The 26,004-nt window shown below is 67.5% G+C and carries 26 protein-coding genes and 1 tRNA gene; 7 read left to right on the top strand and 20 right to left on the bottom strand.

The genetic code is table 11. The annotated features are described in order from the left end of the window. Positions 1–19 precede the first annotated feature (19 nt). The 5 genes from N538_RS0109335 (at position 20) to N538_RS24615 (ending at position 2,404) form a co-directional block, all read left to right on the top strand. Positions 20–93, top strand: a tRNA-Met gene (locus N538_RS0109335). 182 nt (positions 94–275) lie between these two features. Further along, positions 276–494, top strand: coding sequence for a helix-turn-helix transcriptional regulator (locus tag N538_RS0109330; protein WP_036569985.1), 219 nt, complete (start codon positions 276–278; stop codon positions 492–494). A gap of 6 nt (positions 495–500) precedes the next feature. After that, entirely contained in the window at positions 501–1,700 is a 1,200-nt protein-coding gene (locus N538_RS0109325) for a tyrosine-type recombinase/integrase (RefSeq protein WP_028637083.1), read from the top strand. A 76-nt stretch (positions 1,701–1,776) separates the two neighbouring features. Then, positions 1,777–2,097 carry a hypothetical protein gene (locus N538_RS24620; RefSeq protein ID WP_197025290.1) on the top strand — a complete coding sequence of 107 codons (321 nt, stop codon included), beginning with the start codon at positions 1,777–1,779 and terminating at the stop codon, positions 2,095–2,097. Beyond that, a complete protein-coding gene (locus N538_RS24615; RefSeq protein WP_051549083.1) occupies positions 2,081–2,404 on the top strand; it encodes a hypothetical protein in 324 nt (107 codons plus the stop codon). The genes N538_RS24620 and N538_RS24615 overlap by 17 nt, the downstream gene beginning before the upstream one ends. Here N538_RS24615 and N538_RS0109310 read toward each other — a convergent pair whose 3' ends face one another. The 18 genes from N538_RS0109310 to N538_RS0109220 form a co-directional block, all read right to left on the bottom strand. Further along, positions 2,405–3,712, bottom strand: a complete 1,308-nt coding sequence (locus N538_RS0109310; protein ID WP_028637082.1) for a hypothetical protein — start codon at positions 3,710–3,712, stop codon at positions 2,405–2,407. It abuts the gene before it with no gap. Next, positions 3,712–4,008, bottom strand: a complete 297-nt coding sequence (locus N538_RS0109305; protein ID WP_028637081.1) for a hypothetical protein — start codon at positions 4,006–4,008, stop codon at positions 3,712–3,714. The genes N538_RS0109310 and N538_RS0109305 overlap by 1 nt, the downstream gene beginning before the upstream one ends. Positions 4,009–4,114: 106 nt before the next feature. Then, positions 4,115–4,708: a hypothetical protein gene (locus tag N538_RS0109300; protein ID WP_197025289.1), complete on the bottom strand. Its 594-nt coding sequence runs from the start codon at positions 4,706–4,708 to the stop codon at positions 4,115–4,117. Positions 4,709–4,720: 12 nt separating this feature from the next. Then, the gene (locus N538_RS0109295) at positions 4,721–5,149 is read right to left on the bottom strand and encodes a single-stranded DNA-binding protein (RefSeq protein ID WP_028637079.1); all 429 of its coding nucleotides are present in this window, start codon (positions 5,147–5,149) and stop codon (positions 4,721–4,723) included. A gap of 368 nt (positions 5,150–5,517) precedes the next feature. Beyond that, positions 5,518–7,806, bottom strand: a complete 2,289-nt coding sequence (locus tag N538_RS0109290) for a DUF262 domain-containing protein (RefSeq protein WP_028637078.1) — start codon at positions 7,804–7,806, stop codon at positions 5,518–5,520. Next, positions 7,803–9,584: a DUF262 domain-containing protein gene (locus tag N538_RS0109285; protein ID WP_051549082.1), complete on the bottom strand. Its 1,782-nt coding sequence runs from the start codon at positions 9,582–9,584 to the stop codon at positions 7,803–7,805. The genes N538_RS0109290 and N538_RS0109285 overlap by 4 nt, the downstream gene beginning before the upstream one ends. A gap of 73 nt (positions 9,585–9,657) precedes the next feature. Beyond that, a complete protein-coding gene (locus N538_RS27325; protein ID WP_051549078.1) occupies positions 9,658–10,500 on the bottom strand; it encodes a class I SAM-dependent methyltransferase in 843 nt (280 codons plus the stop codon). 73 nt (positions 10,501–10,573) lie between these two features. Beyond that, positions 10,574–12,337: a type IV secretory system conjugative DNA transfer family protein gene (locus tag N538_RS0109275; RefSeq protein WP_028637076.1), complete on the bottom strand. Its 1,764-nt coding sequence runs from the start codon at positions 12,335–12,337 to the stop codon at positions 10,574–10,576. After that, a complete protein-coding gene (locus N538_RS27320) occupies positions 12,334–12,852 on the bottom strand; it encodes a hypothetical protein (protein ID WP_051549077.1) in 519 nt (172 codons plus the stop codon). Before N538_RS27320 ends, N538_RS0109275 begins: the two co-directional genes overlap by 4 nt. Next, entirely contained in the window at positions 12,849–13,904 is a 1,056-nt protein-coding gene (locus N538_RS24600) for a serine/arginine repetitive matrix protein 2 (RefSeq protein WP_036570060.1), read from the bottom strand. The genes N538_RS27320 and N538_RS24600 overlap by 4 nt, the downstream gene beginning before the upstream one ends. Before the next feature lie 52 nt (positions 13,905–13,956). Continuing rightward, positions 13,957–14,736, bottom strand: coding sequence for a universal stress protein (locus N538_RS0109255; protein ID WP_028637075.1), 780 nt, complete (start codon positions 14,734–14,736; stop codon positions 13,957–13,959). Beyond that, positions 14,733–15,062 (bottom strand): EthD family reductase, encoded by a 330-nt coding sequence (locus N538_RS0109250; protein ID WP_028637074.1) that lies wholly within the window; start codon positions 15,060–15,062, stop codon positions 14,733–14,735. Before N538_RS0109250 ends, N538_RS0109255 begins: the two co-directional genes overlap by 4 nt. Before the next feature lie 36 nt (positions 15,063–15,098). Then, a complete protein-coding gene (gene argF, locus N538_RS0109245) occupies positions 15,099–16,133 on the bottom strand; it encodes an ornithine carbamoyltransferase (RefSeq protein ID WP_081790384.1) in 1,035 nt (344 codons plus the stop codon). Further along, positions 16,130–17,392: an arginine deiminase gene (locus N538_RS0109240; protein ID WP_051549076.1), complete on the bottom strand. Its 1,263-nt coding sequence runs from the start codon at positions 17,390–17,392 to the stop codon at positions 16,130–16,132. The genes argF and N538_RS0109240 overlap by 4 nt, the downstream gene beginning before the upstream one ends. Continuing rightward, positions 17,389–18,780 carry an amino acid permease gene (locus N538_RS24595; protein WP_081790383.1) on the bottom strand — a complete coding sequence of 464 codons (1,392 nt, stop codon included), beginning with the start codon at positions 18,778–18,780 and terminating at the stop codon, positions 17,389–17,391. Before N538_RS24595 ends, N538_RS0109240 begins: the two co-directional genes overlap by 4 nt. A 547-nt stretch (positions 18,781–19,327) precedes the next feature. Next, complete coding sequence (locus N538_RS0109230) at positions 19,328–20,056, bottom strand: SDR family oxidoreductase (protein ID WP_028637071.1); 729 nt, start codon at positions 20,054–20,056, stop codon at positions 19,328–19,330. Next, a complete protein-coding gene (locus tag N538_RS24590) occupies positions 20,053–21,558 on the bottom strand; it encodes an MFS transporter (protein ID WP_051549074.1) in 1,506 nt (501 codons plus the stop codon). Before N538_RS24590 ends, N538_RS0109230 begins: the two co-directional genes overlap by 4 nt. Then, entirely contained in the window at positions 21,555–22,187 is a 633-nt protein-coding gene (locus tag N538_RS0109220; RefSeq protein WP_028637070.1) for a muconolactone Delta-isomerase family protein, read from the bottom strand. Before N538_RS0109220 ends, N538_RS24590 begins: the two co-directional genes overlap by 4 nt. 172 nt (positions 22,188–22,359) lie before the next feature. Here N538_RS0109220 and N538_RS0109215 point away from each other — a divergent pair, with 172 nt between their 5' ends. Further along, positions 22,360–22,977 (top strand): VOC family protein, encoded by a 618-nt coding sequence (locus tag N538_RS0109215; RefSeq protein WP_028637069.1) that lies wholly within the window; start codon positions 22,360–22,362, stop codon positions 22,975–22,977. Continuing rightward, a complete protein-coding gene (locus N538_RS0109210; protein ID WP_028637068.1) occupies positions 22,974–23,735 on the top strand; it encodes an SDR family NAD(P)-dependent oxidoreductase in 762 nt (253 codons plus the stop codon). The genes N538_RS0109215 and N538_RS0109210 overlap by 4 nt, the downstream gene beginning before the upstream one ends. A 21-nt stretch (positions 23,736–23,756) precedes the next feature. Here the strand turns inward: N538_RS0109210 and N538_RS0109205 are convergent, their stop codons facing one another. After that, positions 23,757–24,257, bottom strand: coding sequence for a hypothetical protein (locus tag N538_RS0109205; RefSeq protein WP_028637067.1), 501 nt, complete (start codon positions 24,255–24,257; stop codon positions 23,757–23,759). Continuing rightward, the gene (locus tag N538_RS0109200; RefSeq protein WP_028637066.1) at positions 24,254–25,996 is read right to left on the bottom strand and encodes a pyruvate dehydrogenase; all 1,743 of its coding nucleotides are present in this window, start codon (positions 25,994–25,996) and stop codon (positions 24,254–24,256) included. The genes N538_RS0109205 and N538_RS0109200 overlap by 4 nt, the downstream gene beginning before the upstream one ends. Positions 25,997–26,004: the final 8 nt, after the last annotated feature.

Raw genomic sequence — 26,004 nt, 5'->3', positions numbered from 1 at the left:
CTAAGGTTGTGATCACCGACGCGGGGTGGAGCAGCTCGGTAGCTCGCTGGGCTCATAACCCAGAGGTCGCAGGTTCAAATCCTGCCCCCGCTACTCATCAGGCCCGGAGATTCAGCGAATCTCCGGGCCTGAAAGGTTTAGAGATTTGATCCGTGGGCCAGAAAGTGGCCACTCTTGCCGCTGCGCAGCGGCGATCGAGGCCTTGCCGCGAAATCTCTGCCCGCTACTGCTCGTTGTTGCTCACTCAGTCGGGAAGCACGGCGCACCTAGCGCGCATGGACACCCACACCACCTTGGGCGGCCTCGCGCCGCTGATCGGGATCGAGGAGCTCGCCGAGTACCTCGACCTGCCTGTGAAGACGCTCTACAAGTGGCGTCAGGAAGGCGTCGGCCCCGCCTCGGTGCGGGTCGGTCGTCACGTTCGGTACTTCGTCAGCGACATCCAGGACTGGCTCTTGGACCAACGCACGTCGACGCAGGCCGAGTTGAGGTGATCGGCCATGACAGGTAGGCGACGTACCGCCATCGGAACATTCGGTGGCATCAACTTCGAGAAGCTGCCCAGCGGCCAGGTCCGAGCACGCACCCGCTACCGCGACGATGACGGCCAACTCCGCCGGGTCTCGGCGGTGGGAGCGACGCAGAAGACGGCCGAGCGCAACCTCAAGGAGGCACTCGCTGCGAGGGCGAGCCGGACGACGTACACCGAGGTGACACCGGACAGTTCCTTCACGAGACTCGTCGAGCTTTGGCTCGACGACCTCGACCTGGAGGGCAAGGTTGCCGACAGCACGCGGGCGCTCTACGAACGCAACATGCGGCAACTGGTCATGCCGGCCTTCGAGAACTACACGCTGCGTGAGATCACCACGGGACGGGTCGACCGCTTCCTCAAGACGCTGGCGAAGACGAAGAGCTACAGCACGGCTAAGCAGGCCAAGACGGTGCTCAGCCTGGCGCTCGGTCTGGCGGTGCGGTACGACGCGTTGCGCGAGAACCCGGTGCGCGAGACCGCGAAGCTGAACAAGCCACCGTCGCAGGCCAAGGCGCTCACGGTCGATCAGGTGGAGACGATCCGAGCTGCGGCCCATCGATGGCGACGCGAACCGGGTCTGTGCGGCCCGCCGCCGGATGGACAGTTGGAGCAGATCATCGACGTGATGCTCGGTACGTCGGCTCGCATCGGTGAGGTCCTGGCGATCCGCAAGTGCGATGTGGATGTCACCAGTTCGCCGGCCACGGTGCGCATCTGCGGGACCATCGTCTCGCCGGCACGCAAGCCGACGCATCGCCAGCCGCACCCCAAGACGGCGAAGTCGACGAGGACTGTCTCGGTGCCGAGCTGGGCAGCCGCGGTATTGCGTGAGCGCCTGGTGAAGGTTGCCTCGGAGGACAGTGAGCATCTGATCTTCTTCACCCGCAACAGGACCCCGCTGACGACCAACAACGTCCGCCGACGTCTGCGGGCCATCTTGGTGGGAACGGGCGTCGAGGGCGTCACACCGCACTCGTTCCGGCGCACGGTTGCCACGTTCCTCGATCGTGCGGGTGGGGCCGACCTCGCGGCCGAGATGCTCGGGCACACCTCTTCGCAGATCACGAAGGAGCACTACATCGAGCCCGACGAGATCGTGAATCCGGTGACGGCCGAGATCCTCGAAGCCCTCGCACCGCAGGTGGTGCGTGATGACCCCAGGTGACCAGACACAGTCAGGGGACGACACCAACGAGGTCACGCCACTACCGATCCGTAATGCAATGCATTACGATAACCGGGTGTTCGAGCGCGTCGACTGGACTCACGGCGCAACGCACATGCAGGCCAACCACGGGATCACGCCGGAGGTCGCGAACGAAGCGCTCGGAGACCCCAACCGGGTCGTGATCGACCCGGACTACAACAGCAGAAGCGGTCAGAGTGTCCGGATCATCGGGTTCTCGACCACAGCCGACCAAGTGATCACTGTCATCGTCGTGGTCGATGACGGAGTTGAGTACGGCGCCAACGGGTGGGCGTCCAATGCGAAGGACCGCCGCATCTACAACCAGGACAGCTACGAAGCAGAGGAAGGAGAGGTTGATGGGCAAGAGGATTGAGGACCTGATCGCGGCCGAGGCCCAGGCCGCAGAGGAGGCCGAGGTCATCAGCGAACCCGATGCGCCGCTGCCTTCCCATGTGAAGATCACGCGCGGGCACCCACGTGCGCGCAACCTCCAGGTCCGGTTCCGCGAGGACGAGTTCGACGAACTGGCGGCGTACGCCGAGCAGCGCGGTTTGCCGGTCTCCACTGTGGTTCGTTCGCTGGTGCTCCAGGCGATTGCTCCCGCAGACGATCTCAAGTCTGCGCTGGACAAGCTGGAGACTGACCTGGCCGCGGTCCGACGCAAAGCGCTCAGCGCCTGATCACATCGTCACCAACGGGCCCGGGTCGCCCGGACGGTGACAAAGCGCGGCTTCGAAGTCGACTCGGCTCTGTGCGGCGCCTTGGGGTGGGACTGGCTTGATCGGCGCCGTCCGCAGTTCGTGGCGCACGAGGGCGATCAGGTCGGTCTGAACTGGTGAGGTGATCGGCACGTAGCGGTGCCGTGTGCCCTTCACCATCCCGGGGCCTCGATCGTCCACTCGCGGGAAGGGGACGCGCAGGAAATAGAGGCGTTTCTTGATCCCGTGCTCGACGGCTGCGCAGACTCGCTCGTCGATATGTGTGAAGAGGCGGTCGAGCTGGTGCAACTGCTTGGCGTCGGTAAGCGGGTCGCGGCTGAGTTTCTCGGCGCGGCTGGCAGCGACGGCGCCGTCGCCGGCTGCGTTCGGTTTGCCGAGGATGCCGCCGAGGTCGCGGGTCTCCTGGACGAGCTTGACGTAGGTCTGCTTGCGGGTGGTCCACCTCGCTGCGAGTTCGGGTTCGACATCACCGACTCGAGCCCCGGCTTCGTGGGCGACGACGCGTTGGGAGTCCATGACGACGCGGAGGCTGCGTGCGTCGGGGAGCTCGTCGAGGTGGAGCAGCAGGTTGTATTGCGCCTGCATGACTCCGGCCAGGCCGGGCATCCCCCGGCCGTACATCGGTTGGGGCGCGGGTCGCCAGCCGAGACGGTCGACGGTGTAGTCGGGTTCGTCATACCCGGCGTGTGCGGCACATGCCTCGGCCGCGCGACCGAGCCATCCCTGGTTGTGGAGCTTCTGCCAACCGGGCACGCCTTCGTACCGACGGTCGAGCGCGACCAGCCCCCGCACGACGTCGGCAGCGTCCTTGAGGACGGTCATGCACTGTTGCTCGCTGAGCCGGCCGTACCCGGCCCCGGCGGAGAAGTCGTGTTCACCGAGCGCGGCGGCGCGGGCGGCTTGTCGCCAGGACTCGACGGTGGCGAACTGCTGCTCGGTGATGAGTTCGTCGCCGTGGGCAAGACTGGCGGTGGACGCGGCGAGTGCCTCGGTGAGTCGGTAGCGCAGTTCTTCAGCGGGGCCGCGGGATCGCCCGGTGGTGCCTTCGAGGTTGATGCGCGGGTTGGCGGCACGGACGGCTTGGAGGCTCCAGGTCAGGACGCACTGGCGGTAGCGGCGGATCTGCTTGCCGAGTTCCTCCCGCTCCTCGACGGTCGTGGTCTCGGGCACGGTGTGGATGCCCTTGCCGCCGAGGCGTTGCTGGATGCGGTGCTCGCGGGCGAGTACGCCGAGCGCCTGGCGTAGGTGGCCGGTGTTCTCGCCGTACATCAGGGCAAGTCCTTTGCCCAGGCCACCTCCAGCATGTCGAGCAGCAGCTCGACGGAGAGCAGGTCGATGCCGTGCTCGGCGAGTTCCTCGATCGCCGCGTACGCGACGTCGAACAGGACGTCGCGGCTGTAGGCGGGGACTCGGGTGATGCCGGGGATGAAGTCCCCGTGCAGGAAGTCGACCTGGAGCAGGACGCGCTCGTACTCGACCGACGCGTTGAAGGTGAGCGCCTGATCGGCCAGGGCGGCGAGGTAGGAGCGGGCCTGGGCGAGGGTGACGGCGTGGGCGAGCAACATGATGGTGCCTTTCGTTGGGGTCCACCGTGTGAGCGACCCGCCGGGGGTCCGAGGTCGAGTGACCGGTGTTGTGGACAAGCGCGCGGATGGACTGGCTGTGCAGGGGTCAGGACGCGTTGGTGAACGCTCGGGTGTGTTCCTCGATGCGCCGCCGGACGACAACGTCTTCCATGACGTAGGCGAGAAAGTCGGCTTCCCGGTCCTCGATCACGACCTCGACCCCGGGCTCGACTGGCTCCTCGCCCGGCCACGTGGTGATCCGTGTGGGGCGGTCACGGTCGAGCTTGGTGCCGCTCGTCGAGACCCACTCGCGCAGGCGGTTGCGGGCGTCGGCGAAGTCGCGATGCCACGCCAACGGCGCGGACGGGCTGCCGTCCTGGTCATAGGCGTTCAGCCAGTGCGTGTGCAGGGCGGAGAGTTCCCAGACCAGCTCGTCGTGCCGGTGCCAGAACGGCGGGATCACGGTCGGCGGCAGGCCGTACGTCGCGCGCAACCAGTGGACCCACGCGTTGAGGTCGAGCCACTCGGACTCGGCCTCGTCGGCGGTGAGCAGGTTCCAGTTGATCGCGTGCAGTGGCTCGTCACCCGAATCGGCAGCCCCGCGAAAGTCGGGGCTGCCGCCCAGGGGGTGATCGCCACCGACGACGTAGTCGTCAGGCTCCATCAACGCGAACTGGGCCTGCTCGGTGTCGGCGGTCATCGATGGCCGCCTTCAGAGCGAGACGACCTGGGCCGGCTCCTTGCCCGCCGGCAGGTCCGCGCCGGGCGGGTCGGGCTGGCGGGACGGCGTCCGGTCGATCTCGTACCTCGTGCGCGCGAGGTCGTGACCGATCCTGCGGGCGACGAACTCCTCGCGGGCCTGGGTCTGACCGTTGCGGTCGAGTTCGTACTCGTTGATGTAGCCCGAGGCGACGAAGTTGTCCCCGACCTTGAACCTGGCGTGGGCCCGCTCTGCGGTCTTGGCGTAGGCGACGAGGTCGTGGAACGTCGGCTCCAGCTTCGTGAAGCTGCCGTCGGTCTCCTTGCGGTAGTGCTCGACCCCGACTCGGGCATAGAACCGAGCACCGCCGTTGGCGGTGAAGTTGATCTGCGGTGCAGTGGCGATGAACCCGTGCAGGCTCATCTGGATGGGAATCGTCATCCTGACTCCTGATGTCGCGCGGTCACCTCTCGTGGCAGCCGCTCTCAGGAGTCAGGTGTGCGAGTGACCCCGTTGGCTTGTCGGTGTCGATTACCCGACGCCCATCCTCAATGAGGTCTCCAGCGTCGCGGGCTCCTTGCCAGTCCAGCGTCGGGAAGCTGCTCCATGCTGTCGGGCTGGGGGGCGAATTCTTGCGCCACAGCGGAGTAGGTGTAGGCCATCGTCAACTGTTCGTGTGGTCTACCTTCGTTGAAGGCGGCGAGCACCACGTAGGCACACCGAGGGTCCGGATCTGCTTCGTCATGGAACTGCACGTCGGGGCCGGTTCGACAGAATCGGCCGCCCCCGGGCGAGCCGGTATCCGAGGGTTACAGGCCGGCCTTGAGCAGGGCTCGTGCCAACTGGATGCCCACCTGGACGCGGTCCTCCGAGTCCAGAGACTCGGCGTGCCTGTCCTTCGGGCTCACGCGGACGATGTTGTCGCTATCGATGCCGAAGGGCACCAGCGCGGCGTGGACGAGTGCGGTTTGGGTAGCGTCGTCCGGCAGGGCGATCTCGAATCCTGCGTCCTGGCTGCGAATGCCGGTTCCGGACTCCGACAGCTTCATCGCCTTTTCGGTCCCCGTGTAGTCCCAACTACGGAACTCCGGCTTCGTGAGCCATTGGGGCTGTCCAAGCTCGTCCCACACGGCAAGGAGGAATGGGTCGGTGAAGGCTGCACGGTAGTCGCCGCCTTTGAGCATGTCGACGCGGTAGCCGTACCCGACTCCATCGGAGTCGTATTCGCCCACGTAGATCCCCTGCGGTGCGCTCAACATACTTGGGTAGCGCACGAAGTAGTAGCGCCAGTCGTAGCGGCCAGACGCCTCCTGCTCCGTGAGCCACTCGCTCACGATTGCCTCCAGAGCGTCGGCTACGGGCTCGTTACGGCCTGCCACATCCTCGAGGAGTCGATCGACGGCATCTCGCATCGCCTCTCGCCCATCTCGTGATCCGCCGGTGAGGACGTCTCTCCACGATCCGCCACCGCGACGTTGCCCGGGCACGCCGAACTGCCTCCGCGCGCCGAGGGATCGCGAGTAGTCACCCTTGGTCAACAGGGCGGAGGCCAGATGTGGAAGGGCCTCGACTGTGGTGACCGCACGGAAGGTCTCGCCGCGCGCATCGAGGGTTGCCGTGTCAAGGTCGAACGCGAAGAGTCGGCCTCGGAGCAGTTCATGATCCTCAAGAGCGCACACCGACTCTTGGAGCTCTGGGTGCGCCGCAAGCAGGTCTCGCTTGAGCCTTTCGTCATCGATACGGGCCTGGTTGAACCGCTTCAATCCATCGAGGTACGAGTCGGCCGGGTCGGTCATCAACTTGGTAGTCGAGGCGATCAACTCGGGCATGTATTCGCTGCGGACATCGTCCGGTGCCGACTCGGCGATGTTGCGCAGCGACCGCAGCCGTTGATTCAGATCCTCTCTTTCGCCGTCTGGAAACGTCTGCCGGAAAATGATCACAGCGAAGAGGAAGATCGTTTCGGCGAGCGAGAACTGCTTGGTTCCGTAGTGTTCGAGGCAGGCCGCGAAGAGATTAGAGTCCTGTGACTCGAACAACAACAGCCCCGACTCCGCGTTGCTGTCGACTCTGAACAGGTCGGTGAGTACCTCCGCCGGTACGTTGTCGGATGGCCTTGCGCCGACCCAGGTGTCAAACGCGAAGAACAAGAACTCGAGATGGGTCTGCGCGTCCTCGTGATCCACAAACACCCGCTGTGCCCGTTCCAGCAGTCTGTCTGGGGTTCGGGTCGACCCAGTCCGCCACTCGCAAACGTCGACGATGAAGGTGAAGTAGTTCATGAACTCCTCGTCGACGAGGAAGTTGCCACCCTCGTAGTGCCACAGGAGGTCCGACCACTCTCGGTCCAGCTTCTCGCTGAGTTCTGTCTGGCGCCCGGTGCTGCCTAGCAGCTTCTCCAGCCGTGCCTTGAACACCTCGAACTCAGTGAGCGGCTTGCCCCGCGAGTTCATCTTGATGTAGAGGTCGTCTCCTGACTCCATGTCGTCGATGGGCAGGAACAGGAATGAGATCGCTGCATCATCGGGAGAGGTCAGGCGCTCCCACAGCGCGTCGAAGTCGTGGTCGCCGCTGGATAGGCGGTCGTGGATCGCCCCGATCATCACCAACATCGATTGGATGGTGGGATCGGTACGCCAAGGGAAGAGATACCAGGCCTGGTCGGTGATCCAGTCGACCGGATCAGCGTCGTTCGCCGGCCATGTGTGGGAAACGAGTTCGCGGCAGAAGTACTCGGCGCTCAGGCGGGTGGCATAGCGGAACTCGCTCCACGGCGCACTCGCGTCCAGCGTCCCGGCCCGTGAAGCGACGTACCAGTGCAGGAGGAACATCGTGGTCAATCGCTGCTGGCCATCGAGTGGCTTGAGAACGCCGTCGGCAACCTCGCCGTAGATGAAGTCGAGACCGACGGAGTCTGCTGTGGTCAGCGCGCGGATGAGCACGTCGAGGAACTCGCGGCGGATCGTGATTGTGTCGCTGTCTTCGCGTCCTTGGGCGTAGTCGCGCTGGATGATGGGAATTTCGATGCTGTGGACGGCCGGGCGCTCGTCACGGGCACTGTCGAAGATCCCGCTGTAGGTGGTGGCGAACCCCTTCACGACGCCGCCTCCGCAGCCTCGGGCACAAGGTACGGGGCGAGGATGTCGCGCATGACGTCGTAGTACGCCTCCCGATCTTGTGGTCCCCACATGTGGATCTGCTGGTCGGCGTCGTCCGTGTAGTACTTGAGGAAGGCGTTGCGTGTGCATGGCGGGATGTAGGAGCCAGCACGATCAAGACGAAGGATCTCCTGCCGCTTCACCTCGAAGACAGAGTTGCCAAGCGCGCTGTTGTGCCCCCGGTCCAGAAGCGCAAGATTTGGGAGGAGGTGAACGTCGTCCCCGATCACGGGATCGCCACTTGCTGCGAAGGCGGCGAGGATCTCGTCTTCCAACTTCCTGAACCTCGCCTCGATGCCCACCTCGCGGGCGTCGATGGACTCGATCAGTGCATCTATCCGGCTGAACAAGGCGACGTTCTCCGCCCCGGAGCGCCCCGGGAGTGCGTCGATCCCACGGCGATGAAGCTCCAGCCAGGTCCTCCACTGCTCTGCCCTGGTAAGGGGTGCCGCATTCTGCGCGTGAATGTGCTCGACGGACCAACTGCTCTTGGCATGGGCATAGAAGGAGAACCGCTCGCCCTCGTCGCTGGCAACCAGGTTTTCGTCGATTGCGCCGAGAACGGTTGCGACGTTCATCAGGAGCAGGATGTCTTGGCACTCGTCTCGGTCCTGCTCGTAGTTGAGGGCATCGAGTCCTGATCGAGACTCGCCGACTCGGCTGCGGATGCGCTGCACCAGCGCATGACGGAATGACTTGTTGGTACGGCCGTCCGCCAACTCGACGATGCGCTCGAACTCATACCGGCCTCCCGTGGCGATGAGGAAGCCGATGAGGTGATACAGCGTGCGGTCGTGGAACCATCCTGTGATGAGACCGTGCATCCGAACGACGTCTCGCCAGAACTCAGCAGCCGAGTTCTCGATGCGTGGTCTCAGCTCCTCGAACACCCAGTACCGGTGCTGCTCCTTGCCGTCGGTGCTTCCAGCCATTGCTCGAAAGAGGAGGTCGATATGGGTCGGCCACTCGCTGCTCGAACCTGTAATGAAGGCCCAAAGCTCAGGGTCACGCAGCTCTCGCTCGAAGTAGTCCCACTGCACCGCGACCTGCTCCTGGCGCTCTGATCGACTTCCACTGGCGGCGATCCTGGAGAGGACGAGGGCCTTGATGAGCTCGGCATCGGTGAGCGGAATCCGCCCCACATTCAGGCGCCTGAACAGCTCGTTGTTGTCAGTACCCTCGGGTGCTTCGTACCAAATCAGGTAGACACTCTCGGCCAACGCCTTGCGGACGTTGATCGCTGCACCCTCCGAATCCGGTTGGTCCTCGAACCACCTCTCGATCGCCTCGTAGGCCGAGTAAATGTAGTGGAAGTCGATGTTCGCGTGCCGCGACGTCGAGTCCAGAGTCTCCAGGTACTTGCGGCTGTTCTCCCGGGTCTCATAGGCCAGGGAGTAGTTGACCTTGGCCCGGGGAAGCCAGTTGCTGTCGCGCAAATACTTGACGATCAGATAGAGCGTCGTGAGGCGCTGCTGGCCGTCGATCAACTCCCAGTTGCCCTCGGACTCCCGCCACGTGACGACGATGGGCTGAAGGTAGTAGCTTCGCGCCGTCGGAGCAGCGATGACATCGTTCTTGATGTCGTCGAGGAGCTTCACAACCTCGGTCGCGCCCCAGCGATAGCCACGCTGGTAGGACGGAATCAGAAACTCGCCGGACAGCTCTTCGCTGATCACGAGCTTCCTCATCAGTTCGGCGGAACGTGTGTACAGGGTCATCGGCAGAATCCTATGGATGATGCCGTGGGGTGTGCGGAAGATTGGGGCCCCGGCGCCGGGGTCGGGAAGGTCGTCACGACGCCTCGCGCCTCCCGCTACCCGCCGCGACCAGGCGTTGGGCGGTGGCCTCCCGGACGTCCTTGAGTGCCCACACCTGGTCACGGACCTCGATGACTGCCAGCCGGGCGATCCGCTCAACTTGCGCTCGCTGGGCGTCGGTGAGCTGGACGGCGGAGTCGAGGAAGACCCAATCGAACTGTCCGTCGGTGAACGTGCCAGTTTCGAGTAGATCGGTGACGTTCATCGGGTAGATCGCGGCGACCTTCGCGTGCTTGCGCACCAACATGTTGAGCATGGCCTGGCTAGAGTCGGCGCCGGCGTACCGATCCGGGGTCGCGAGTCCGAGGTCGAGCACTCGCCCTGTCCCGCATCCGAGATCGAGGACGTGTGGCGGGTAGGTACCACGCACCTTGTTGAGCATGACGGAGTGGACTTCAGCCTCGCCGTCATACGCCGGATGGTCGGCATCCCACGTAGTAGCCACGCCGTCGAATTCCGACCAGACCCCGCTCGCGGTGGAAGGCGCGTTCTGGACTCCGTAGAACAACTCGGTGGTTGCGCGGTTAACCAGCGTGGTGTCAGTGAAGTGGTTGTCCTCGGTCCACCAGCGGTACTCCCCGTCCGGGCTGACGAGGTAGATCTTGGTCAGCGAGTAGTACCTGCCGGGCTGTCCGAACGTGTGGATTACGCGCGCGGCGCGAACCACGTGCTCGTGGGTCACGCCTGACGTGCGGCCCTCGACGATGTAGTGATGGGGTGCCGTCTCGGCGTAGGTCTTGGCGAACATCCACTCGCGTGAGGCTGCGAACTCGAGCCACCAATCGAGGTCTGCATGGGTAGTCCGGTCTTCAGACATCTGTCGTCTCCTAGTTACGTGCGTCCGGTCCCGCGGGATTGAGAATGCCCGGCACCGCCGACAGAACTGTGGCTCAGCGTCGTTGGAGCGCGGCCTCGACCGCTGTGCGCTGGTTGCGGAGCTGCTCGGCTTCCTTGCGGTCCGTCCACGGTCGAAGGTCGGTGACCAGTGGTGGTGCGCTGCGGAGCAGGACGAGTGCGGCGCCGAAGGGCAGGGTGCGGATGACCTCGGGTGGCATGACCGGCACTCGCCGGACCGAGCGTTGCAAGGAGCGGGAGCCGTAATCGCCGACGGAGACGGTGTCGGTGCGTTCATCGCGTTCGCCGATGAGCGCGGAGAGGTCCTGGAGGTCGCGTGCCGACGAGGTGCCGCCGAGGATGACCTTGACGATGCTTGCGTCCCAGATGGCGCCGGCCGCGTGGTCGCCCCATTTGTCTCGTGCCTGGGACAGCGACTGAAGGACCGGCATGGTCGTGATCCCGGTGCCGCCGCCCTCGGCCATGAGCACCGGCAGCGACGGGAGCGGTGAGAGGTTGCCGATCTCGTCGAGCGCCAGGAGCAAGGGCGGGTCGAGGCGAGCGCCAGGAGATGCTGCGGCGAGGTGGCGAGCGGTCTCGACGAGGTCTTCGATGAATGCCGCGACGAGCGACCACGAGGCACCCGCGCCGGCGCCGGTGGCGAGCAGGTAGAGGGTGCCGTCGTTGGTGAGGAAGTCGACGGGGTCGAAGTGCTCCCCGGGCTTGGGTGAGACGGCGTGGAGGACGCGGGGGTCGGCCAGGCAGGACAGGGCGAGGGAGACGCCCATCCAGATGGAGTCGCGGGTGCGGGGGTCGGCGTGGATCATCGACTCCAGTGAGTCGGCCCAGCCGGGGGCAGCCTTCGGGTTGCTCGACAGGATCGCCACCGCGTCGGCGGCGGCCGAGGGCGAGAGCGTCCAGCCGAACAGCTCGCGCGGCGTCCGGTTGTCGAGCGCAGCGGCATGCAGGAGGGCTTGGAGCGCGGTGCGGGTCTTGCCCTCCCAGAAGCCGCCCGACTCGACACCACCCGTCGATAGCCCGGTGGCCGAGGCGAGGCCGGTGGCGCGGATCATCGCGGTCAGCGGGTCTTCACATCCGCGCACGGGAGACCAGCGGAGGCCGGCGGGCAGCCCCCCGGCGAGACGCTGCGGGTCGAAGACAGCGACCGGGCCGAGTTCCCTTCGGGCGCTGAGGGTGGCGGCGACGTTGTCGGGCCTTGTCGCGGTGGTGATGACAGCGCCGGGTGCGTCGAGGATCGCGTTGATGACGACGTGCAATCCCTTGCCCGATCGCGGTGGGCCAAGCAGCAGAATCGAGTCCTCGACGGACGCCCACACACCCTGCCCGCGGGACCGTCCGAGCAGGTAGCCGATGTCGGACGCCCCGGGTTTGTCGAGCGAGGGGCGCAACGTACGGCCGCGTGACAGCAGTGCCTTCTGGGAGGCGACGGCTCGGACGTCGCGCCCGGTGGCGACGCCGGCCAGGCGGCGAGGGTCGTGGGACGTCTTGTGCTTCACCGACCCGATGCGCCGACACAACACCAGTGCACTGGCAACGACGGCGGCGACCATCAGGACCAGCGTGAGCCAGTAGACCCACGCAGCGAAGCCGTCAGTGCCGAGAGCCGAGGCCGGGTCGTCCGGGCGGCTGAGCACGCGGAAGCCCGCTGCCCAGCCAGCACTCGGTTGCGATGCCCCGGACGCGAAGGCGGCTACGGAGCCGGCGAGCCGCAAGACCGCGGCGAGGGCGCCGACGGCTGCGATGAGGATGAGGCCGAGGTTGACCAGGTCGTCGTCGATTCCCTGTCCGCGCGGGTTCACGGCGTGGCCTCGCTGAGGGCGATGACTCCCGACGTTCGTCCGACGAGGACAACCTGCGGGTGGGAGGCCAGCAGCGCGGGCGGTAAGCGAAGCTGGGCGGTGCCGTCGCCGTCCGCGATCTGTCGAGCCACGACGACGCAGACCTCGACCTGTTCGCCGGCAGAGAAGCCATCGCCCGAGATCCCGAACGCAGACGCCAGTGCGGGGCGTTCCGCAGGACGTACGGTCTCGGCTGCTGGTCGTCTCGGCGTGATGATGTCGATGAAGGTCGAGTCGTCGGCTTCGTGAACCTCGACTCGGATCGGCGTGCGGAGGTCGGTCGCAATATCGCTGAGAACAGGTTTGAGGTCTTCGCGGGTGAGCGACTCGTCGGCGGAGTAGGGCTCGCGGTCGAGAGTGACGGTCAGGTAGCCCTTCCTGTCGACGTCGACTTCGACCAGCGGCAACACGACTGGGACGCGCATGGTCTGGTGGTCGTCGCGGCGGTAGGGCGCGGCGGCGTTGAGCATGCTCATAGCCCCATCGGCTCCACCTGTCGCCGCGAGACCGTATGCACCGGAGCAGCACCTCGACCGGCGGCGAGTGCCTCGCGGTCGAGTGCGGGCGGGTTGCCGTCGCTGACCTGTTGGGTGTCGAGCTTGTCGAGGATCGTGACCGCGGCGCCACGCACGCGCTCGGCAGTGGATTGCACAACCTCGACGGGCGTCTTGCCCGGCACGTTCGATGCCCACGAGGCGACGTAGGGGATCGTGTAGTCGTCGGTCGCGAACCCGTGAGCGGCGCCCACCATGAGGGCAACGCTCTCGGCTTCGACCTCGGCGATCCCTCGATGCATCGCTGCGTCCGCGTTGTCGGGACCGTGGAGCATGACGTGGCCCAGCTCGTGCGCGAGCGTCTTGACCTGGGCCGCGTCGTCCATGTCCATCCGCACCGACACCTCACGGGTCATGTAGTCGGTCAGCCCGTTTGCCCCGCCAATCGACTTCGCGTTGGAGACCAGTCGCAGCTCGAAGCCGTGCGCGGTGATCTGATCGGCCAGCCCGTTCCACAACCCTTCGGGCGCTTCGCCTTGCAGCAGCGTCGGTTGTGGGGTCTCGGGAATGGGTTCGCCGTCGGTCTGGGAGATGTCCCAGACGTGCGCGGGCTTGAGCCCGACCAGCTTGGAGCGGACGGCCTCACCGAGGCCGGGCTTCTCCCCGCGAGCGAGGCGTCGCCACGATTCCGGGTCAGAGGGGTTCGACGATGCGAACCGTGCAGTGACCGGCGCGAGGATGGCGTACCCGGACTGGCCCTTGATCACGGCACGGTTGAGGCTGAGCCACTGGCGGAACCCAGCGACGTACGTCGGCGTCGGCTCGGGGACGCGGCCCTCTTGGAAGGCGGCGTAGTGCTGGGCTGCGATCAGCATCGTGTTGCCAAATGACCGCGCGCGGAACTTCGCGGCGAACTCCAACGCCCGCTTCCAGTCCTCCCCGGTCACCAGCGCACCGACGGACGAGGTGAGCTTCTTCTGTAGCGCTTCGAGTTTCTCCTCGCGGGCCGCGAGGTCTCTGGCTTGTACTCGCATCCCCATTCCTCCTGACATGGTTGTCGGAGGACAGGTGTGCGAGCGCGTCCGGTTACCGCCAGGGGGCCGTCGTTCCAGACGTTGATGTCACTCTTGGCCGGGCGCAGGACGGCGAGGGTAGCCAGGCTTGGCAGATCGGCTCCTTGAGGCCGGCGATGTCGATCCAGACCGCCCAGGCCTTCAAGCGGCCCGAGTCGCGCCACATCTCCATCTGGTCCTGGACCTCGGGCACCGGCCGGCGCTGGAGCACGTCGAGAGGCACGTCGGCGTGATGCGCGGCGAGAAACGCACAGCTGAGGGCCGCAGCCCGTGCTCCTGAGTCGTCTAGCCCGAGGACTACGCGGCTCGGGGCAAGGAGGCGAGAACGGTTCGCCGGCCCGACGACGACAACGGAGCTGTTGGCATGGCGAGCGACCCTCAGGCTCAGGGATCTCGAATGAGCGAGGAGCCGACCCATGTCACGTCCTCGGCCGATCACGATCATCTCGGCGTTCTGCCCTTCTCGGAGGATCGCCGCGTCCGCGAATCCCACGTGCAAGCGGGTGGAGATTGGGAGGTGCGGGTCGATGTCGCATGCTCGTCGGGTGGCCTCCTGGAGGACCAGCTCTCCGGTCCGACGCGCCGACGCGTCCCACTGCTGAGCCGCGATGACGCCGTAGGGGTCGAACATGAGCGGATGCGAACCGACGGTGCAGACGATGCGGAGGTGTCGGCCACGCGCCGCGGCCTCCGACGCCGCCCACTCCAGAGGGCTCCAGTCGCCGTCGTGTCTATCGACCGCCACCACGATCGGACCGCTCCGGTGGCCGCTGGTGCGAACGTAGCGGCTCATGGGCGCGGCCGCTGCTCGCTGTCGGTCTCGACGTCTGCGAAGGCGATCCGGACTCCACCTGTCGCGAGCGCGAAAACACTCGGGAAGAACGCGCCGGCCTCGTCCGTCGTCACCGCCTGGCTCGCGGCGTCGTAGTCGGCGAAGTACAGGTCGACCATCCGGTACGCCGGGGTGGGACTTCCATCCTCCTTCGGCCATACCTTCGACGTCTCGATCCTCTGGATCCCGGGGATGTTCTTCGCCGACGCGAGCTGTGCGCCGTACCCCGCTTCGAACGCCTCGGGATTGAGAGGGTTGTCGTAGATGAGCGTGATCTTCGTGGTCATGGCGCTGGCTCCTCTGTTGGCGGTTTGGTTCGGCGATCAGTGGTTTTCCGGGCTGGTCAGGGCCGAGACGATGACGGCCTTGATCGTGTGCATCCGGTTCTCGGCCTGCTGGAAGACATCGGAGGCCGGCGAGGTGAAGACGTCGTCGGTCACCTCGGCGCCGTGCAATCCGTACCGGTCGAGCACCCGCCGTCCGAGCTCGGTGTGCTCGTCGTGGGTGGAAGGCAGGCAGTGCATGAACCGCGTCGTCGGCTTGCCGGACGCGGCGATCAGCTCGGGTCTCACGCGGTACTCGCGCAACAGCGAGACCCGGTCGTCCCAGACCGAGTCGGCCTCGCCCATGCTCACCCACACGTCGGTGTAGACGACGTCCGTGCCGGTCACGGCGTGCACCGGGTCGTCGGTCACCCAGGCGCGGCCGCCGCTTGCTCGTGCCAGCGCTGCGGCCAGCGCCTGGACGTCCTGGGGGGGTTGGAGTGCGGCGGGCGCTGCGATGCGGACGTCCATCCCGAGCATCGCCCCGGTGACCAGGATCGAGCGGGCCACGTTGTTGCGGCCGTCGCCGACATAGGTCCAGGCGACTCCGCGGAGCTCCTTGGACACGGTCTCCCTGATCGTGAGGACGTCGGCGAGCATCTGAGTCGGGTGCCACTGGTCGGTCAGGCCGTTCCAGACCGGCACGTCGGCGTGCTCCGCGAGCTCTTCGACGGTCTCGTGGGCGAAGCCGCGGAACTCGATGCCGTCGTAGAGGCGGCTGAGGACCTGGGCGGTGTCGGCGATGCTCTCCTCGCGGCCGATGTGGCTGCCCTCCGGTCCCAGATACGTGGTCATGGCGCCCTGCTGCGCCGCGGCCACCTCGAAGGCGCACCGGGTCCGGGTGGAGGCCTTCTCGAAGATCAGGGCGATGCCCTTGCCGGCCAGCCGCGGGACCTCGCGTCCTTCTCGCCGCGCGGCCTTGAGGTCGGCGGCCAGGTCGACCAGGCGCAGGAAGCTCTCCCGGCCGAGGGCAGCTTCGGTCAGCAGCGAGCCGGCGGCCGGTCCGGCTTGGGTGCGTACGGGGCTGAGCGTCATCGGCGCTCCTCGACTGGGTCGCGCTGGATGGGACAGGTCATGCACCGGGCCCCGCCGCGCCCGCGGCCCAGCTCGTTGCCGACCAGGGGCAGGACCTCGACGCCGTGGTCGGCCAGCAGCCGGTTGGTGTCGGTGTTGCGCTCGTAGCCGATGACGATGCCGGGGGCGATCGCGAGGTAGTTGTCGGCGTCGTTCCACTGCTCGCGTTCGGCGGTCCGGCGGTCCTGGACGGCGCGCAGCACGCGGACGTCGTCCCGGCTGAGCACCTCGGCGAGCGTGGCCTCGAGCCCGCGGCGCTCCTCGACCTGTGGTCGGGCCGGGTCCTCACCCGCCGTGAGGAGCCACATCCGCACCTGGTCGCCCTCGAAGTAGGGATAGGCGACGAAGGTGGCGATGTCGACCATCGTGAGCACGGTGTCCAGGTGCATCGCTGATCGAGCCTTGGGCAGTTCGATGGCGAGCACGCGGCGGGCGCTGTTCGAGGCAAACAGGCTGCGCGCGAGCATCTCGACGCCCATCGGTGTCGTGCGCTCGCCCATCCCGATCATCACCGTCTCGTGGGAGAGCACGTGGATGTCGCCACCCTCGAGCGTGGCCGGTGCGCGGTCGAGGTCGTCGTCGCCGTAGTGGATCGCGAACGTCGCCTCCGCGAAGAGCGGGTGGTGCCGGTAGACGGTTCGGGTGTGCAACGACTCGCGGCGCCGGGCGGGCATCGCCATCGGGTTCACGGTGGCGCCGTGTCCGATCCAGGCGGTGTTGTCGCGCTGGAAGAGCGTGTTGGGCACCGGGGGCAGCACGAAGTCGTCGACGTCGAGCGAGGCCGAGGTGAGGCCGGTGAACCCGAGCGGCCGCAGCTCGGAGGCGACCAGTCCGCCGATGAAGATGTCGGCAAGACCGGCCGGGTCGGTGTCGGCGAAGAGGGCGCGCAAGTCTGCAGCCAGGGCCGGTCCGAACCGCTCGTCCGCGCACACCCTCTCGACTGCGAAAGCGCGTCCGTCCGGGGTGGCGAGCGCCTCCTCGAGCAAGGCCGCGAAGTGGTGCACGCGTACGCCGCGGTCGGAGAGCAGCTCGCTGAACGCGTCGTGCTCCTCACGTGCGCGGTCGGCCCACATCACGTCGTCGAACAGCAGGCCCGGCGCGTTGGCCGGCGTGAGCCGATCGAGCTCGCGACCCGGTCGGTGCACGATCGCCTCGCGGAGCTGGCCCACCTCGGAGTGGATCCCGACGCCGAGGCGGGGTTCGTGGACCGTGGCGCTCATCGGGCCACCGCCGAAGGCAGCACCAGGGTGCTCGCCGGGCTCTCGAGCACCGGCACGGATTCGCCGTACTCACCCTTGCGGCTCTTGTGCCAGACGTAGACCGGGACACCCAACAGCACACCGAACATCCCGTAGTAGACCGCCTGCTGGCCGCTGCCCTGCAGCGCCCAGAACGAGAACACCAGAGCTAGCAGCCCCACGATGAGGTCTCTGGCCAGGTGGGCTGGATGCAGGGTCCGGGCCGACGTGGCCAGCCAGTAGACCTGCGCCGCGGCCGAGAAGAGATACGGGATCACCGACGTCAGGACCGACAGGAGGACCACGGTGGTGAAGACCTCGTCGAAGGACGTGTAGCTGACCACGGTGAGCACCGAGGCGAGGATGGTCGCGGACACGATGCCGAACGCCGGGACGCCGCGGCGACTCTCCCGCAGGAACGCCAGTGGGAACACTCCGTCCCGGGCGGCAGCCTGCGGCATCTCCGCGACGATCAGGGTCCAGCCCACGAGAGCTCCGAACCCGGAGACCACCGCGGCCACGCCCACGGCCTGGCCGGCCCAGACGCCTCCGAAGATCGCGTTCGCAGAATCCGTGAAGGGCGCCGAGGACCCGATGAGCTGCGCGTGCGGGACCGTCCCGAAGACGGCCAACGTGCCGATCAGGTAGACGACCGCGCACGCGAGCGTCCCGAGGACCGTCGCCCGGCCGACGTTGCGAGCCGGGTTGCGCACCCGGCCCGCTGCCACGGACGCCGTCTCGATGCCCAGGTAGCTGAACAGGGCGATCGCACCCGCGGAAGAGATGGCGCTCCAGCCCGACCCGCCCGAGGCATTGAACTCACCGAAGTTCGCGCGACTCATGAAGAACAGGCCGATCACCGCCACGAGGAGCAGCGGCACGAACTTCAGCACCGTCGTGACCACCTGGAACGCCGCGATGCTGCGCAGCCCCGCCAGGTTGACCGCGGCCGGTAGCCAGAGCCCGACGAGTGCGATCGCGATCGAGCCGGCCTTGCTGTGGCCGGTGTTCCAGAACACCTCGACGTAGCCGACCCAGGCGACCACGATCGCTGCGTTGCCGGCCCAGGCCGTGATCCAGTAGCTCCAGGCGTTGAGAAATCCGGCGAACTCGCCGAACGCGTCCCGCGCGTACACGTACGGGCCGCCGGAGCCCGGAAGCCGGGCGTTCAGCGAGCGGAAGGTGAGCGCCAGTGCCACTGCGCCCACCGTGACCAGCACGAACGCCACCAGAGAGATCGGGCCGTACGCCGCGAGGGCGCCGGGCAGTGCGAAGACCCCGGTGCCGATCACGGAGCCCACCACCAGAGCCGAGGCCGAGGGCAGTCCGAACCTTTCGGAGGTGGAGGTGGGCACGTTGGTGGCGGTCATGGTGGTTCCTTCCGGCGCAGTGGTGGCGTCTCCGTGGATGCCCCTGCGTCCACCGTGTCCGGTTCAGCGTCTGCTTCGCGCCCGTGACCACCCGTGCCTGCTCACCGGTCTGGAGGCGTCATACGCGGGTGCGAGTGCCGTGACGTCCTTCTTCGGCCCCACTCCCGGTCAGGGCCCAAGGAGAGCCGGGGACGCGCGTGGAGGAGAGCAAGGGCAATCCACCACACCGGAAGAGCTCGGCGCTGCGGGGTCGACAAGCCGAATGTGCGGTGTTTGACGCGGCGATCGCCGCCGCCCGCTCGGCTGAGAGTCGGGTACTGGTGGTGCGAGGCGACGCAGGTGGCGGGGAATCTGCGCCCCTCGAACACCTGGCGAGCTCGACGGATGAATGCGGATGCTGCGTGCACTCGGCGTCGAGTCCGAGATCGAGCTCCCCCTTCGCGGCGTTGGATCAGCTCTGGGCGTCGGCGCTCGAGCGGCAACGAAGATCCGCCGGCCGCTCGTGACTTGAGACCGGCCAGTTTCCGCCGGACTCAAACCGGCTGCCTCAGGGGATGAGCTGCTGGCCGCCGTCGACGTCGTAGGTGGCTCCGGTCACCGCCGTGTTGGTCATCAGCTGGATGGCCACCGCGGCGACGTCGTCCGGGCCCACGACCCGATGGATCGGCAGGGTGGCGCGAAGCTCGTCGCGGCGACGGTCGAACTGGTCGCCGAGAAGCCGAGCGGACAGTGCTGTGTCGACGAAGCCGGCCGCGATCACGTTGGCCCGCATCGGTGCCAGCTCGACCGCGATGTTCGCGGCAATGACCGGCACAGCGGCAGCGGCGATGGCCGCGATGCTCAACCCGACGCCCGGGCGGCGCGCGTGGGTGCCGGTGATCAACGTGAGCGAACCGCCCGCACGGACGCGGGCGGCACACGCCCGCGCGATCCTCAGGGCACCCAGGAGGTGCTCGTCGAGCACGCGGAGCGCCTCGTCGAAGTCGAGGTCGACGATCGGCGAGTAAGTCGGACCGCCACCGGTGACGAGCACGTGGTCGATCCGCGCCGGCAGACCGGTGAAGAAGCCGTCGACTGCGACCGGGTCCGCCAGGTCCACCGTCGCGGTCGTGAGCGCGCCGACCTCGTTCCCGGCGCGCTCCAGTCGTTCCTTGTTCCGACCGGTGATGATGAGCTCGGCGCCGGCGGACCGCGCCTGCCGGGCGGTTGCCAGGCCGATGCCGGAGCTCCCCCCGATGATCACGACGGTCTGTCCGGCAAGGCTGGTTTCGTTCATGAGGTCCTCCCTGGAGCGGCGGGTTCGGGCAAGGCACAGGCGGAGACTCGTGGCGTGGCAGTCGGCAGTTGCGAGACCGGGACGCGACCGTGCGACACGAACAGCACCGTGATGGCCGCGGCGGCCAGACAGAGGATCGCCATGACGAGCATGGCCGCCGGGTAGTCATCGGCGAGAGGTCCGGTGAGGTCACGCGCACCGCCCGCGCCGAGCAGGACCGGGACGAGCGCGATCATCACCACCCCGCCGACGCGCGACGCGGCGTCGTTGATCGCCGTCGCCTCGCCGAGGTCGGAGTCGTCGACGGCGGCGAGGACGCCGGCGGTCAACGGGGCCACCGTCAGGCCGATCCCCAGGCCCCACAGAATCGCACCGGGCAGGATCGTCTGCGCGTATCTGGTGCCCGGTTCCGCCGTCGAGAGCCACGCGAACCCGCCGGCCACGAGCAGGATGCCGACCGCCATCGGGACTCGGGTGCCGACCCGCGCCACGAGGCCGCCGACGAGCGGGGAGACCAGCAGGAACACGACCGACTCAGGGATGAGAGCCGCGCCGGCCTCCGTTGCGGTGTAGCCGAGCCGGAGCTCACACTGCAGGACGATCAGGTAGCTGGTGGCGGCGAGTGCTCCGTAGAGCAGCACGGTCGCGATGTTGATGGCGTCGAATTGACGCGATCTGAACAGCGAGGTCCTGAGCATCGGTCGGGGGCGTCGCTGTTCCACGGGGACCAGGGCGGCGAGACAGAGGCTGCCTACGCCCGCGGAAGCGAGCACGTAGGCGTCGCCCCACCCGGATGCCGGGCCCTCGGTCAGGGCGTAGATGACCCCACCGAGGCCGAGGACGGCGAGCAGGCCGCCGAGGAGGTCGACGGACAACGGGCGCCGATGGAGGTCGACCTCGGGCACGATGCGCAGCACCAGGAGAGCCCCGACGATCAGGGGGAGGTTGAGTAGGAACACCCACCGCCAGGACGCGTGGTCGACCAGCCATCCGCCGCCGTACGGACCGAAGGTGGTGCCGAGGGTCGCGAGGCCGGCCCAGACGCCGATGGCCCGGGCCCGGTCGGGACCCCGCAGTGTGCCGTTGAGGAGGGCGAGGCTGCTCGGCACGACCAGCGCGGCGCCGACACCCTGGGCCAGCCGGGCCGCGATCAGGGCGCCCGTTGTCGGCGCGGCCGCGCAACCCAGCGAGGTCACGAGCATCACGAGGAGCCCGACGACGAGGATGCGTCGTCGCCCGAAGTGGTCGGCCAGCGCACCGGCCAGGAGCAACAGGGCGGCGACAGTGATCAGGTACCCGGTCAGCACCCACTGCAGGTCGGTGACGCTCGCGTGCAGGTCCCCACCGATGGCCGGTACGGCGACGTTGATCATGTATGCGTCGAGGAACGCCACCATGGACGCCAGGACCGTCGCGGCGACGAGGGCGACACCCGTCCGACTGCGCAGCGCGAACAGGCTCTCGGGTGCGGCGCCGATCGTCGACGGCGTGTCGACAGTCATCTCGGCGTCCGCACCGGCGCACCGGGCGCCGCTGTCGACGCGGGATCGCTGGGGTGTCGGGTCAGCGGCACGGTGTCGACGGCGAGCCAGTCCCTCATCGGAAGCGACCGCAGGATCGCGCCCATGGCCGCGCTGTCCGGGGCCTGCCATTGACCCAGGACGCGCGCGGGACTCTGAAGAGTCCAGAGCCGGACCAACCGGCCGTCCCGAGCGAGCTCGCGTGCACGGTCGGCCTCCCGAGCCGTGACGGTCTCGACCAGGTCGGGGCTGGTTCCGGGCGGAACGGTGACGACGAACGTCGTCAGGAACTCGGTACCGGTCGGATCCACAGTCGTTCGTGCGGGACCAGGGTCGTTGGGATGCGGACCAAGCGCGGTGACCTCGTCGGTGCGCCAGATGCGCAGCGGCATCGAGGCGAGTATCTGCTCCAGCTGCTCGGAGTCGTCGGCAACGAACAAGCCCAGCGTGCGCCACTGACCCGGCCGCACGGGCGGACGCCACAGGCGACGAACGCGTCCCTCGAGCACGAGGTCCGCCGTGCGGGCCGCCTCACGCTCCCGCATTCGGGCAACGTCACGGTCCGAGACGCCGTTCGGCACTTGCGTGGTCATCGTGACGAGGAACTCCATGCTCCGCCTCCAGGTTCGGGCTTCGTCCGGCACGGCTCAGTCTTCGGTCTCCAGCCGTCGCTCGCGCCCGTGAGTGTCACTGGTACGGGCCGACCAGTGAGAGTCACGGGCGCGACCGAGCACGAGAGCGGGTCATGGTCGTGGCATTACACCCGAGCGCAAGGAGCGCACCATGGACATGAAGCTCGAGCTCGTCGTCATCCCGGTCTCCGACGTCGACCGGTCGAAGGACTTCTACAAGGCGTTGGGTTGGCGGTTGGACGCCGACATCGCCACCGACGCGGATTTCCGGGTGGTGCAGCTGACCCCACCCGGGTCGCCGGCCTCAGTCATCTTCGGTACCCAGGTCAGCTCCCAGTCGCCAGGCTCTGCGCAGGGCCTGCACCTGATCGTCAGCGACATCGAGGCTGCACACGACGAGCTGACGCGCCTCGGCGCGGAGGTGAGCGACGTCTTCCATGACGCCGGCGGTGTCTTCCACCACGCCGGCACGCAGGGCCGAGTGGTGGGTCCGGACCCCGAGGGGCGCAGCTACGGTTCGTTCCTGTCCTTCAGCGACCCGGATGGCAACGGCTGGGTGCTGCAGGAGATCACCAGCCGGCTGCCCGGGCGCATCGACCCCACGGTCACGTCCTTCGCCTCCGGCGCTGACCTGGCAGGGGCGTTGCGGCGTGCGGCGGCTGCGCACGGCGAGCACGAGGCGCGGACCGGTGCAGAGGACCCGGACTGGCCGGACTGGTACGCCGAGTACATCGTCCGCGAACAGGCCGGGATCGAGCCCCCGTCGTGACCACACTGGATGGGGCAGTCGCTCTGGTCACCGGCGCCAGCAGCGGCATCGGTGCGGCGACGGCCCTTGGGCTGGCGCAGAACGGCGCGTCGATCGCGCTGATCGGGCGACGCCGTGACCGCCTCGACGGCGTTGCGAACGACATCACGGAGCTCGGCGCGAAGGTGCTCGTCCTCGAGGGCGACCTCACGGACCCGAAGGGCGCCGAAGACATGGTGCAGGAGACGATCGACCGCCTCGGGCGGCTGGACGTCCTGGTCAACAACGCCGGCATCATGCTGCTCGGCACGGCACTGCACACCACGACCGAGGACTGGGACCGGATGGTTGCCCTCAACGTCTCGGCAATGTTGCACATCACCCATGCCGCGGTTCCCTACCTGATCGACGCGGCGGCGACGTCGCCGCGCGGGGTCTCCGACATCGTGAACGTCAGCTCGACCGCCGGTAGGGTCGCGCGACCGAGCAGCAGCGTCTACACCCTGACGAAGTTCGGGGTGAATGGGTTCACCGAGTCGCTTCGCCAGGAGCTCCTGAGCGAACGGGTGCGGGTCAGCGTGGTCGCGCCGGGCACGGTCGACACCGAGCTGGTCGACCACCTGCGCGACTCGATCCGTGACGCGGCACGGCGGCAGGTCGACAGCATCGAGCCGCTCCGGCCGGCCGACATCGCGGATGCAATCGGTTACATCGTCACCCGCGATCGACGGGTCGCCGTCAACGAGATGCTGATCCGCGCCGGCGAGCAGACCTGGTGAGGGGTTCGCGCCGGCGACCGATTAGGTGGTCAGCAGCGCGAACGTGGCGCTGGCGACGGCTCCGTACACGAGGTGCGCAGAGAGGTCCTTCTCCAGAGTGGGCGCGTCATAGGTCCACACCGGCCGGTACACCTTCGCGAGCGGAAGCACCACGTAGCTGGCCGACCAGGCCGCCGGCCCCAGTGCGAGAGCTCGCAGCCAGGGATGGCGCGCGGTTCGGCCGGCGAGGACGCCGTACTGGACTCCCCAGCCGACGCCGGTGGCCCAGTGCACGAGTTGGGTCGTGGTCCGAGCCCATCGGTCCGGAGCGGGCTTCCCCATGACTGCGTCCAGTGCTTTCCGACCGAGCTGTCCCGGGGCCGACGCCTGCTCCCAGGTGGTCACGTCCCGTGCGGACTCCCATTGCCACAGCGCCTCCTGGCCGCCGTCGCGTCGGTAGCGCCGGTACCAGACCAGGTCCATGGCTGCGGTGCCGACGGCTCCGGCGACGACGCCGGCGACGGCGTTGCGGATCAGCGTCATCTCGTTCCTCCAATTGCCCCGATGTTGCGGATGTTGGTGCGGGCGAGGTCGAGCATGCTGCCGACCCCTCCGTCGAGCACTGTCTTGCCCACCGCGGTGGCGAACCCGCGGATCTGCGCGCCGGTGACCTGTGGAGGCAGCGACAGCGCGTTCTTGGTCGTCACCACTTCGAGGAGAGTGGGACCGCGGTTGGCCAGGTAATGCGTCAACTCCGGTCGCAACTGCCGTGGATCGGTCACGCGGACCGCATCGAGGCCGATAGCCGCCGCAATGTCCGCGTAGTTCACGGAGGCGAAGCTGGTGCCGTGAGGGAGAAAGCCCTCGACGAGCATCTCGAGCTCGACCATGCCTAGCGCCGAGTTGTTGAAGACGACGACCGTGACACCGAGGTCGTGCTGTCTCAGCGTGATCAGCTCGCCGAGCAGCATGGCCAGGCCGCCGTCGCCCGACATGGCCACGACCTGCCGGTCCGGGTACGCGAACGACGCGCCGATTGCGTGGGGCAACGCGTTCGCCATGGTGCCGTGCACGAACGACCCGATGACCCTCCGACGCCCGTTGGGGGTGAGGTACCGGGCAGCCCACACGTTGTTCATCCCGGTGTCGACGGTGAAGATTGCGTCGTCGGCCGCGAGTTCGTCGAGCACCGCGGCGACGTACTCGGGATGGACCGGGGTCTGCTGATGCGCTTCCCCGGTGTAGGTGGTGATCGCACGGGCCAGTGCCCGTTCGTGGCGCCTCAGCATGTCGTCGAGGAAGGCTCGGGACTCCTTGTGCTTCACGAGGCTCTCGAGGGAGCGCAGGGTCTCTCCCACATCACCGTGCACCGCGACCTCGAGTGGTGTACGCCGCCCGAGGTGCGCGGCGTTCGCATCGACCTGGGCGGTACGGCGCCCAGGCAGCAGGTCGTCGTAGGGAAAGTCCGTCCCGAGCAGCACGACGAGGTCGGCCTGGTGCATCGCTTGGTGGCAGGCGCCGTACCCGAGCAGGCCGATCATCCCGACGTCGAACGGGTTCTCGTACTGGATCCACTCCTTCCCGCGAAGTGTGTGACCGATCGGCGCATGCACCCGCTCGGCGAAGGCCAGCACGTCGGTGCGGGCGTCTCGCACCCCGGCACCGCAGTACAGCATGACCGTCTCCGCGTCGTTCACCGCGTCGGCTAGCGCCTGGAGCTGGTCAGATGGCGGCACCACGCGGCCTTGTTCGGCGCACCACGTGTGCTCACCAGTGGGGTGGTCGATTTCGAGGTCGGCGATGTCTCCTGGGACGACCAGGACGGAGACACCCTTCTCTGCGAGCGCGTGCTGGATCGCGATGCGCAACATCCGGGGCATCTGGTTGGCTCCGGCCAGCGTCTCGCACCAGGTGCTGCAGTCCGCGAACAGCGACGCGGGGTGCGTCTCCTGGAAGTACGCGCTGCCAATCTGGTCGCTGGGGATGTGCGACGCCAGCGCCAGCACTGGTGCCCCAGAGCGGTTGGCGTCGTACAGACCCTGGACCAGGTGGGTGTTGCCCGGCCCTGAGCTTCCGGCGCAGACGGCGAGCCGCCCGGTGAGCTGCGCCTCCGCGCAGGCGGCGAAAGCTCCAGCCTCCTCGTTGTGGACGTGCACCCAGTCGATGCCGGGCGCGCGCCTGATCGCATCGACGATGGGGTTGAGGCTGTCGCCGGCCACGCCGTAGACGCGCCGGACACCGGCCTGGATGAGGACCTCGACGAGCTGCTCGGCGATGTTCATGCGCTCTC

Origin of the sequence: Nocardioides sp. URHA0032, from assembly GCF_000620645.1 — a bacterium.
GTDB lineage: Bacteria > Actinomycetota > Actinomycetes > Propionibacteriales > Nocardioidaceae > Nocardioides.
Note: the sequence above shows the minus strand (reverse complement) of the source record. Positions and strands in the feature narration are given on the sequence as shown.